Annotated in this window: 4 protein-coding genes; all 4 read left to right on the top strand. The window is 35.4% G+C overall.

Features of this window, described 5'->3' with window-relative positions; translation table 11 throughout:
- The first annotated feature begins 693 nt into the window (after nucleotides 1–693).
- Complete coding sequence (locus ACU1LP_RS18550) at nucleotides 694–4,746, top strand: hybrid sensor histidine kinase/response regulator transcription factor (protein WP_445737021.1); 4,053 nt, start codon at nucleotides 694–696, stop codon at nucleotides 4,744–4,746.
- 599 nt (nucleotides 4,747–5,345) lie between these two features.
- Nucleotides 5,346–8,438: a SusC/RagA family TonB-linked outer membrane protein gene (locus ACU1LP_RS18545; protein WP_445737020.1), complete on the top strand. Its 3,093-nt coding sequence runs from the start codon at nucleotides 5,346–5,348 to the stop codon at nucleotides 8,436–8,438.
- 18 nt (nucleotides 8,439–8,456) lie between these two features.
- The gene (locus ACU1LP_RS18540) at nucleotides 8,457–10,070 is read left to right on the top strand and encodes a RagB/SusD family nutrient uptake outer membrane protein (RefSeq protein ID WP_445731521.1); all 1,614 of its coding nucleotides are present in this window, start codon (nucleotides 8,457–8,459) and stop codon (nucleotides 10,068–10,070) included.
- Between the two features lie 10 nt (nucleotides 10,071–10,080).
- Nucleotides 10,081–10,779, top strand: coding sequence for a hypothetical protein (locus ACU1LP_RS18535; RefSeq protein WP_445737019.1), 699 nt, complete (start codon nucleotides 10,081–10,083; stop codon nucleotides 10,777–10,779).
- Nucleotides 10,780–11,221 lie beyond the last annotated feature (442 nt).

Here is an 11,221-nt window from a genome sequence, read left to right as displayed (position 1 = left end):
ATGTAAGGAAACCAGTAATTTAGGCGATACCAGCACACTTTTAAACCCAGAGGTGGTTCAGGAGATTATGGATAATGCGTTGTGATTAAAAAATTGCGAATGATTTATACCGTTTAGATATATAAATTGGTCTCATTGTCTGTTCGAGGCAACAGATAAAAAAAATTTATCAAGCGATATTGTTGACAATTAAATAGAATTTGAAACTGAAAATTTGAATATATGGATTGTCCCCTAGAGGGGACTTTAGGGGTGTTTTTAAAATTTGAGCACTATTTAAATATTTGAAAGTCAAATATATAAAATACTTGTCAATGGTAGCGCAGTCGAGAACTATTATAGTATCTTGACTTTAGTTTATCTGATATTCTTTTAGAAATAATTAAAAAAAGTCATTGTTGTCCGATTAAAATATTTTGTGATGACTTATCGTATTGGTTTCATTGACTTTACAGGGTTTTATATTGTTTTTCAATTAGTTAGAATCAAGTCTATTTTCTTTTCCCGATAGCTATCGGGCCTAACAGCGAAGCGGTCTATAATCTTTAGTCGGACAATAATTAAAAAAAGTTTAAACCAGTTTATTCAATAATTTGCACCATTGGGTATGTGCATTATTCAAAAGAATTTAGATTTAAAAATTCTGTGTGCTTTCATTATCTTTACTTTAATCAAATTCTTGTAATCTCAACAATGTCTAAATTAGTCGTTTTATTCCTTATTCTTTGTTTCTCATGGGTTGGGGTTTCTCAAAATCAAACCTATAAGTTCAATCATATATCTACTGGCGAAGGCTTGTCGCAAAGTTCGGCTATGGCAATCTATCAAGATAATTTAGGTCAGATTTGGATAGGAACCCGTGATGGATTAAATAAATATGATGGCACGGAATTTACAGTTTATAGAAACGAAAAAGATAATCCTTCCTCAATAAGCAATAATGATATTCTTTACTTGGAACAAGATAGTTCTGGTTTTATTTGGGTGGGCACATCCATAGGGCTAAACCAGTACAACCCCAAAAAAGATTCTTTTAAAAGATACTTTACAAGTAAGGACAGCACGTCCCTGATAAGCAATGCTATAAGAACAATCAAGGAATTATCCAATAAAGAACTGTGGGTAGGAACACGTAACGGACTTTCAATATATGATAAATCCACAGATTCATTTAAGTCTTTCTTACATGATATGGAGGTATTATCCATTCTTGAAACTGGGAAAGGAGACGTTTTTGTTGGAACTATTAGAGGTTTATTTCAATTGGTTGGTAAAACAGCAAAGGATTATCAATTTAAAACAATTGAAGGCACCGAGGGGCTTATCATACAAGATATGGTAGAAAGCGCCAAAGGCCATTTACTTTTGGGTACAAGAGCCCAAAGCGTTTTGGAATATGATATTGATAAGGGTGTTTTAAGACCTTATTTTGATGGAACAACTTTACGAGGCAAAAATAAAAATGTAAGACAGTTACTTTTTGATGATAACGGCAAACTGTGGATGGGTACTTATAATGGCCTGCAAATAGCGGATAAAACCAAAAATATAGAAATCTTATCCAGTGATATTAATGATAATGAATTAATCAACGATAATTTTATTAAAGCCTTATTTAAAGATAACAAAGGCTCTATATGGGTGGGAACGTATTATGGCGGTATTAACATCTGGGATAAATCCAATGTAAATTTTATCAACATTACCCAAAAGCCCGGAAATATAGGACTAGGTTTTAAGGTAGTAAGCTCTATTGCCAATTACAAGAACCTTATTTTTTTTGGAACAGAAGGCGGGGGCGTTTCTGTTTTAAATACAAGTACGAACACAATGGATTACATAAACACAATAAATGCTCCAGAGCTTAAAAACAATAACGTAAAAGCCCTGTATCTATCCAAAGATAAAAAACTATGGATCGGTACTTATACCAATGGATTTGCCATTTATAATATTATTACCAAACATTTTGATAGTACACCATTGCCCAAAGATCTGCTGGAATATATGGAAGATATAGGCGTTTACACCATTCAGCAATACAGCGATGGAGATATGTTGTTAGGTACTTTGGGCAAAGGGTTAATTAAATATAATGTTACCAATAAATCATATAAGGTTTTTGATACCAATACAAAACCAATGGGTTTGTCTAATGCTATTATAAGGGACATTGAAATCGATTCTAAAAACAATATTTGGGTAAGCACAAACAATGGTTTAAATGTTATTGATACCCATGGAGCCATTAAAAATTATTTTTATGATCCTGAATTAAAAACAGATTACATCACAACCTCCGTATTTGAGGACTCGCACGGTGTTATGTGGTTAGGCACAGAGGTATATGGTCTTTTTAAGTTTGTAAATAATAATTTTGAACCTGTAAACATACAAGTTGACAATACCCCCTTGATTGGGGTGCGTAGCATGTTTGAAGATGATAAAGGTACTTTGTGGTTTAGCAGTGCCAACCAAGGTATTATTAACTATAATCCTACCGATGGAAAAATTATGGCATCCTATACACAAAAGGATGGTTTGCCCAGTAACCAGTTCAATAACAACGCCAGTTTGCGCATTGGTAATTCCCAATTCTTTTTTGGAGGCCCTACGGGTGTTATTTATTTCGACCCCAATAAATTAATAAAAAATACCTATGCCCCCCAAGTTATCATTACAGATTTAAAAATAAAGAACAAATCCATTTCTGTGAATGATGACAGTCAATTGCTCTCTAACATTATAGCCTATACAGAGCGTATAGAACTTTCGCACGACCAAGGTAATTTCAGCATTTCTTTTTCTATTCCAAATTTTATTAATTCAAGCAGTAACCAATATAGGTACCGCTTAAAAGGTTTGGAAAATGATTGGATTAAAACGTCCAGCAATTCGGCATCTTACACCATCCAAAACCCAGGCGATTACACTTTTGAGGTAAAAGGCATTAACAGTGATGGTGTTTCCAATGATGTCCCTACCACATTAAAAATACAAGTAAATCCTGCGCCATGGCGCACGTGGTGGGCCTTTATGTTATATGGGCTTTTCATTTTTTTTATACTGTATTATTTGCTTAATATTTTAAAATCAAGAACCAAACTTAAGCATCAGTTGGAATTAGAGCAAATTGAAGTAGAACAAACAAAGGAAGTTAACAAAGCCAAACTCGAATTTTTTACAAACATCTCGCATGAGTTCAGAACACCGTTAACTCTAATTTTGGGGCCTTTACATCAAATATTGGAAAATTATAGAGGCAGTAGCTCCATGTACAAAAAGTTGAAAGTTATAGAAAGCAGTTCCAACCATTTACTACAACTTATCAACCGCTTGATGGACTTTAGGAAGTTGGAAAACAATTTAGTGAAGCTTGAAGCTGCCGAAGGAAACATTGTTAAGTTTTTAAAAGAAATTTATCTGTCTTTTTCCGAGTACGCTAAAGATGGGAATTATGATTTTGGTTTTCACACCCCAGCCGACGAGATCCTGGTTTTTTATGATCGCTATAAGTTGGAAAGGGTTTTTTATAATTTGATATCAAACGCCTTTAGATACACCCCAAAAAACGGTAAAATAGCGTTAAGGATTATTGAAGAAGCAGGAAAAATAAATATTCAAGTAGAAGATTCAGGTGTTGGGATTGAAGAAGAATACCGCGATAAAATCTTTGAACGTTTTTTTGAATTATCCATAAACCGAAAACCAGATAACGATTATAATAAAGGCACAGGCATAGGCTTATCCATTGTTAAAAATATTGTCGATTTACATAAAGGAAAAATTAATGTACGCAGCAATGAAAATGATACAGGTTCTATTTTCTCGGTACAACTTCCTTTGGGCAGAGCGCATTTAGAGGACACTGAGATTATCCAAGATTTTAAGTTCAGTGACGATCTATCGCAATATGAAAACCAGTTAGAAGAACCCCAAGTGATTCTTGAAGATGATATTCTCGAAAACAGGGTTTCAGAAGAAAAACAAACCATTCTTTTGGTAGAAGACAATAAGCCACTGCGCAAGTTTATGCGTAATCTATTGGCTAAGGATTATAATATTTTAGAATCCGAAAACGGAAAAATAGCTTTTAAAATGGCCCTGAAAGAACAGGTAGATGTTATTGTAAGTGATGTTATTATGCCGGTAATGACAGGTACCGAGTTGTGCTCTTTGGTTAAAGAGGATATAAGAACAAGCCATATACCGGTAATTTTACTAACCTCCCGTTCCTCATTGATATTTAAGTTGGAGGGTTTGGAAAGTGGTGCCGATGATTATATAAGTAAGCCATTTAATGTGAACGAATTTAAATTGCGGATCAAAAACATATTGAGTTCCATATCGCGCTTAAAGAAAAAAATGAATTCAATAGAAGCACTACAGCCAGATGATATGGTGTTGTCTTCATTGGACGAAAAACTGTATATAAAAGCTTTGCAGATTATTGAAAACAATATAGGCAACGAACAATTTGACACCCACTTTTTCTGTGAAGAACTCGGAGTTAGCAGATCGGATTTGTTCAGAAAGATAAAAGCTTGGACAGATTTTACGCCCAAGGAATTCGTTCAACATGTAAGGTTGAAAAAAAGTGCTCAACTTTTGGAGCAAGGAAAAATAAATGTATCTCAAATTTGCTATAAAGTAGGTTTTAAAAACCCAAAGTACTTTAGTAAAAGTTTCCGCGAAAAGTTTGGAAAATCGCCAACGGATTATGCTAAAACCTTTTCAGACTCTTAACACAGGCAAATGTATTAAAATTAACCACCTCCCATTTATTCATTTTTCAGGGTTTAATACCCCGAGGTTTGCCTCATTTTTTTTTTTTTTTGGAATTTAGTTTTTGACTTTTTGGTCTCGATAGTTATCGGGATTAATCCCTCGTACCTTGGGGTCGAGGTAGTTTATTACTCTTTTCCAATTACTCTTCAATAATTATAGGATCAAATTTCAGTATAAAATAAACCCATTGAAATTTTAGAACCCCTTATTTGGGACTTATTCAGTGCATTTTTAAGATAGATTTGGGAAAATATTAACAAACTTTTTTGATTTCAACCAAAGTTTAGACTAAACCATTCTTTGTTTTTACGTGAGACATGAAAAATATAAAAGTCAATTTTTTAGAGTTGGTGCTATTGGTTGCTATAGCGATCATTTTTTTGGCAATGCTCTATTTTATCCCTTTTTAGAACATGGATACATACACAAATCATAACAGGACAGATATACTGGGGATGCGTTTTAAATTACAGTCCTAATTAATGAATCTAATAATAACCAATTAAATATCTAATAATAACCAATTAAATACTAATTATATGCTAAAACTCAAACTAATGATGAAACAAAAATTTAGAAAACGAGGCACGGTTTCTGGAATGGTGCTAGTGCTCGCACTGGTGTTCTCCAGTTTTTCGGCAATGAATCTACAGGCACAACAACAAATTACTGGTATGGTATCTGGTGCGGATGGAATTCCTTTGCCAGGTGTAAATGTGTTACAAAAATCCACAAGACAAGGTGCTGTTACGGATTTTGATGGTAAATTTTCCCTATTATTAGCACCTGGAAGCAAAACTTTGGTTTTTTCTTATATAGGCTTTGAAACCAAAGAGGTCGCTATAGGGAACCAAACTGCTATTACCGTAGTTCTTGAAGAGGATACAGAATTTCTTGATGAGGTGGTAGTTATTGGTTATGCAGCCATAAGCAGGGAAAAAGTTCTAGGAGCGGTTGGGTCTGTAAAAGCATCAGAAATTATTCAATCGACCCCTGTTAGCACTTTTGATGCTGTACAAGGTAGGTTATCTGGAGTGCAGATATTAACAAACGGAGGTCCGGGCGCAGGTTTTGATATTAAAATTAGGGGAACTTCTACATTTTCCCAAGGTGGTACCGAACCACTATATGTTGTGGACGGCCAACAGTTAGACAATATTGACAATATTGACCCCAATGATATTGCCTCTTTAGAAGTATTGAAAGATGGGGCAACTGCTGCCATCTATGGATCGAAAGCAGCAAATGGTGTGGTGCTAATTACCACTAAAACCGGTAGAAGTGGTGATTTTAAAATAGATGTGACAACATCTACCACATTTACTAACTTAATTGGTGGTCTGCCATTGGCAAATTCAAATGAGAGACGATTCTACGAAAAAATAAGAGGAAACAACCCCTTGGCGCTTACGGGCAATGAACGTGACTCTTTAAGCCTTTTGCAGAGAAACTCTTTTGATCTGGAAGACCTCATTACCAGAACGGCTGTAAGAAACCAATTTAATGTAGCATTAAGTGGTGGTGGTGAAAAAAGTAGTTTTTACTGGAACACGGGTTTCTTAAATGAAGAAGGTGTGGTTGTTAACACATCATACAAAAGGATAAATAGTTTACTGAAACTGGATTTAACGCCGTCTAAAAATTTTAAAGCTGGCACCAAATTAAATCTAACATTTGAGGATCAGTTTGGTTTAGATGAGGGTCAAGTATTTGCTCAAATGGTGGAACGGATTCCTTATTTTCCTGTTTTTGAGCCAGATGGTTCCTATACGCCAGAAATTGCAGGACGTCAAAATCCAGTAGCGGAAGTTAACGCACGAAAATTGCGTAGCAGAAATTATAGAGCACAACTTTTTAATTATGCCCAATACAGCTTTTTACCTACGCTGTCCTTTAAATCCACTTTGGGTATTAACTTTAGGTTTAATAAGGACAATGATTTTGAACCTATAATTACACAAAATCCGAATAGTATGATTCCAAGAGGAGCTCAAGACACCAGAATGACCTATGATATACAACAGGAAAATTTCATAAATTACAAAGAAGAATTTGGCAAACATTCATTAAGTGCTTTTGGTGGTATGCAAATTCAAAAATACTGGTTGGAAGATTTTGATGTAAGTGCCAAATTCGGATCTGATGCCATTGAAACTTTTAATAATATCGACCCGCTCACGTTTTCGCTTGATTCGGGGGAAAATAGAAGGAGTAATTTATTTTCACTATTTGGGGGCGTTAATTATGACTTTGATGACACCTATTTATTTGGAGCAACCCTTCGTAGAGATGGATCCTCTAGGTTTGGAACTAATAACAAATACGGCTATTTTCCTTCGGCAACAATTGGCTGGAGACTAAGTAAAGAAGGCTTTATGCAAAATGTTAATTTTATTGATAATTTGTTATTGAGAGCCAGTTACGGAGAAACCGGGAACCAAAGTATAGGTGATTATGAATTTATAGGGGCTTATTTGCCGAATGCACAATATAACGGGGTAAATGGAGTAGCACCCACTAGATTAGGTAATCCTGATTTAAGTTGGGAAAGTACGGCATCCACCAATATTGGTATGGATTTGAATATGCTAAACAGACGCTTAAATTTTAGTGTGGATTTTTGGAGAAAGGAAACCACAGACCTTCTTGCCACAGTTCCGCTTCCTGAAGAATCTGGATACTCAGGTGTCAGGGAAAATGTGGGTGCCGTAAGAAATGAAGGTATCGATTTAAGCGTTAGCGGTACAGTAATACGTACCGATAATTTCTCATGGAACAGTTCATTCAATATTACTCTATTAAGAAATGAAGTATTAAAGCTGAAAGGAGGGACCTCATTCCTGTCGGGAGATTATTTAATTGAAGAGGGAGCGGCCATAGGTAACATTTTTGGTTATAAAAACCTTGGAGTTTATCAATATGATGAATCAAACGCCTACACAGATGGTGGTGATCGCCTGACCCCAAATTTTGATGAAAATGGCACATTTACAAGTTACAGCCTAAACGGTCAGGCATATACGGGGAATGTAAGTCAACTTACAAACGAGGGTGTAATTCTTAAAGGTGGAGACTTTATTTGGGATGATTTAAATGGCGATTTAGATATAACTACAGAGGACCGCCAAGTTATTGGCAATGGTGTGGCAAAAACCTTTGGAGGTTTCTCAAATGATTTTAGATACAAAAATTTTAGTATGAGCTTTTTGTTTGATTATAGTTTTGGTAATGATATCCACAGACGCTACGATGAAGTGCGTAACGGTTTATTTTCTTCTAATGCAACGCCTTCGCCAGATTATATAAACAATTCTTGGAGAGAACAGGGGGATATTTCGGTATATCCGATTTTAAAACAATTATCCCAACAAAGGGAAAGACCAAATAGTTTGTATGTGGTACCTGGGGATTATATAAAACTTAGGTTCGTAAGATTTAATTATGACATGCCAAAAATTTTTACAGACAGAGTGGATTGGGTTAAAGCGATATCGTTCAACCTATCTTTCAATAATTTAGCTACGTGGACCAATTATACGGGATATAATCCAGAATTAGGTTCTAGAGGTAACCCATTGGAACCAGGTGTGGATAATTTGAGGTATCCAAATAAAAGAGACATCATATTTGGAATGCGCGTTCAATTTTAAGAATTTAAAAAGAAAAAAATGAAAAATCATAACATAAAATTCAAATTTAAGATTGCTTTATTACTGCTAACCGTGTTGGCAATAAGCACATCTTGTGATAGCATTCTCGACGAACAACCTGAAAGTGAAATTGGTTCTGAAGACTTCTGGAAAACCCCAGGAGATGCCGAAACTGGTATATCAGGGCTATATGACGGGATGCAAAAAACATTTAAGGAAAACCTTTACTTATGGGGTGAAACACGAGCCGATAATTATAGAGGAGGACAGGGCGCAGGGTCATCAAGCAGGTTGGAATTTGTAAATAACGATTTGACCTCTGGCAACAGCGCACTTAGGTGGGATGATCTTTATAAAATGATTCTTAGAGCTAATTTGGCTATTAAGTACATACCGGAAATTCCAGGGGTCGATAAAAATTTATTGGGAGAGGCGCATGCCATTAGAGCCTTTGCTTATTTCCACGCCATACGCGTTTGGGGCAGTGTGCCGTTATTTACAGAGCCTATTGAAGGCAAAAACCAAGAATTACAGCGAACAAGAACAGCGGCTGCGACCATTATGAATGAGGTAATCATCCCTGATATGCTAGCTGCAGAAGGTTATATGGAAAAATTTGCTAATGAATACAGATTTTCAGAAACCAGTATCTTGTGTCTTCAAGCAGAAGTGTACATGTATTTACAAGATTACCCCAAAGCTAAGATAGCTTTGGATAAGCTTGTGGCATTAAACGAATTTAGTTTGGTAACAACAGTACAAGGTTGGCAAGATTTATTTTTAAATGATAAAGGAGCGGCCAAGGGCAGCAACGTATATTTAAAATCAGGCAATGAACTGGCTTTTTATGGTACTGATAAAGTACAAAAAGGTACGGAACTGATTCTTTCCATAAATCATGATCTGCTGGATAACGATAGAGCGGGAATATTTGGAATATTTTTTGCGGGTTTACCAACGTATTACATTTCGCCGGTATTAGATATCAAATGGCGGGAAAGATTTCCTGTAGATTCTACTGCTTGGGTAACAAAATACCCAACCTTTAAACCACAATTAGCGAGAAAGGTTATTTATACAGATACAAATGGAGAACTCCAAGATTCATTGGCAACGGTTTATGGGGATTGGCGCTATTTTCTCAGTCGGGAAGATGATATTAATTTTGAAGGTTTAGCCATAGGGGAAGCGCGTTTATCAAAATATAATAAAACTAACTATAGTCCGTCGTTAGATGATAGTGATATGGTGCTGTACCGTTATTCGGATATGTTGCTTTTATTGGCTGAAGCAGAGAACAGATTATTGAATACAGACAAAGCATTAGGTTTGGTAAATGACATAAGAACAGCCAGATTATTGCCTACTGTCACCCTTGCAGAGTTTGGTGCTACGATTGATGAAAGAGAAGATTATATTTTAGTTGAAAGACAACTGGAACTTCTGGGAGAAGGGAAAAGATGGTGGGATTTAATGAGAACAGGTAAAACACTTGAAGTTATGAATCCTGTTTTAACGCTCTTCCCCTCGGCAAAAGCATTAACGCCCGAAAGGATCTTATCTCCAATTTATTTTGAACATCTAATTGAGAATCCGTTATTGGAACAGACTCCAGGCTATACTAACCAATAAATAAAAAAATATGAAAACTATAAAATTAATATCGTTTAAAAGGATAATCGCCATCTTTTCGATGTGTGTGCTATTCGTAGGATGTGATTTGGAATTAAATACCGGCTATGATTTCAATGCGGAGCTGGATTTAGTTGAACCATTCGAAAACATGACCGCTTGGGAATGGATACAGACCAGAAACGTCTTAAATGAAGATGGTACTATTAATACTGGAGAATTCGATTACTTGATTGAAGCCATAAAAGTAGCAGGTATGGTTGATGAGTATAACCAGACGGCAACAAAAGATAGAACCTATCTTTTATTAAATAACAATGCCTTTCTTGGTAAAGGAGATGTCATTAATATAGTAACAGGGTCTGATAAGATCCCAGTTGGTGAAACACCAGCTCAAACCATGGCAAGAGCTAATATTGAGAAACTAAGAACAGTTCTAAAATACCACATTGTTACCACGTACATAAATCAAGTACCGGTATTATATAAATATGATACGGATTATTTGTTTCAAACACTGATCCCAGGGGAAGACGGTCTTATTGCTTTTAGGAGAACCAACAGATACGGGATTAGCATAAACAATAGTGACGCTCCCCTTCCTTCTTCAGCAACGTCAGAATCGGAAGGTGTGTATAATCATAATTATATATTTAGCAATGGTATTGGCCATCAAATTCAAGACCCAGTTAGAAACAAACCTTACTAAATAATAATTTTTGTTTGAGTTAGTTGTAAATCTCTTTCAATGGAAATTCAATTTTGATTGAAAGGGATTTTTTGGTCCCATTTCAGAAAACCCAAATCTTGGGCAAAACCCAGGTTGGGAGTAAGATGAGTTCATTGTTTAGTTTGTTTTAGTTTAATGTGAAAAATCCTTAATTTAACGTGGTACGAATTAAGGATTTTTTTAATAATAAATACCAATTATATTTTTTTTAACCCTGTTTTGAATTCCAACCACTATTGAATTCTTACAGGACAGAACAGGATGATAGTTATAAGGTGCGCATGTATATTTATACCATTTTGAATAAGTACATGACAAAAATTGAAAAATAAATGTTATATAATTAATTGTCAGCAGTTTAATAATCTCATGTGTTCCAGACCTGTCAGGTTTTAAAAACCTGACAGGTCTCAATTTCAGT

This window comes from Mariniflexile sp. (assembly GCF_052728615.1).
The sequence above is the reverse complement of the archived record's forward strand: the minus strand, read 5'-3'. Positions and strand labels throughout refer to the sequence as shown.

Excerpts from the sequence above, each read along its gene's own strand:
- ACU1LP_RS18550 (WP_445737021.1), top strand. The coding sequence starts at position 694 with ATGTCTAAATTAGTCGTTTTATTCCTTATTCTTTGTTTCTCATGGGTT.
- ACU1LP_RS18545 (WP_445737020.1), top strand. The coding sequence starts at position 5,346 with ATGATGAAACAAAAATTTAGAAAACGAGGCACGGTTTCTGGAATGGTG.
- ACU1LP_RS18540 (WP_445731521.1), top strand. The coding sequence starts at position 8,457 with ATGAAAAATCATAACATAAAATTCAAATTTAAGATTGCTTTATTACTG.
- ACU1LP_RS18535 (WP_445737019.1), top strand. The coding sequence starts at position 10,081 with ATGAAAACTATAAAATTAATATCGTTTAAAAGGATAATCGCCATCTTT.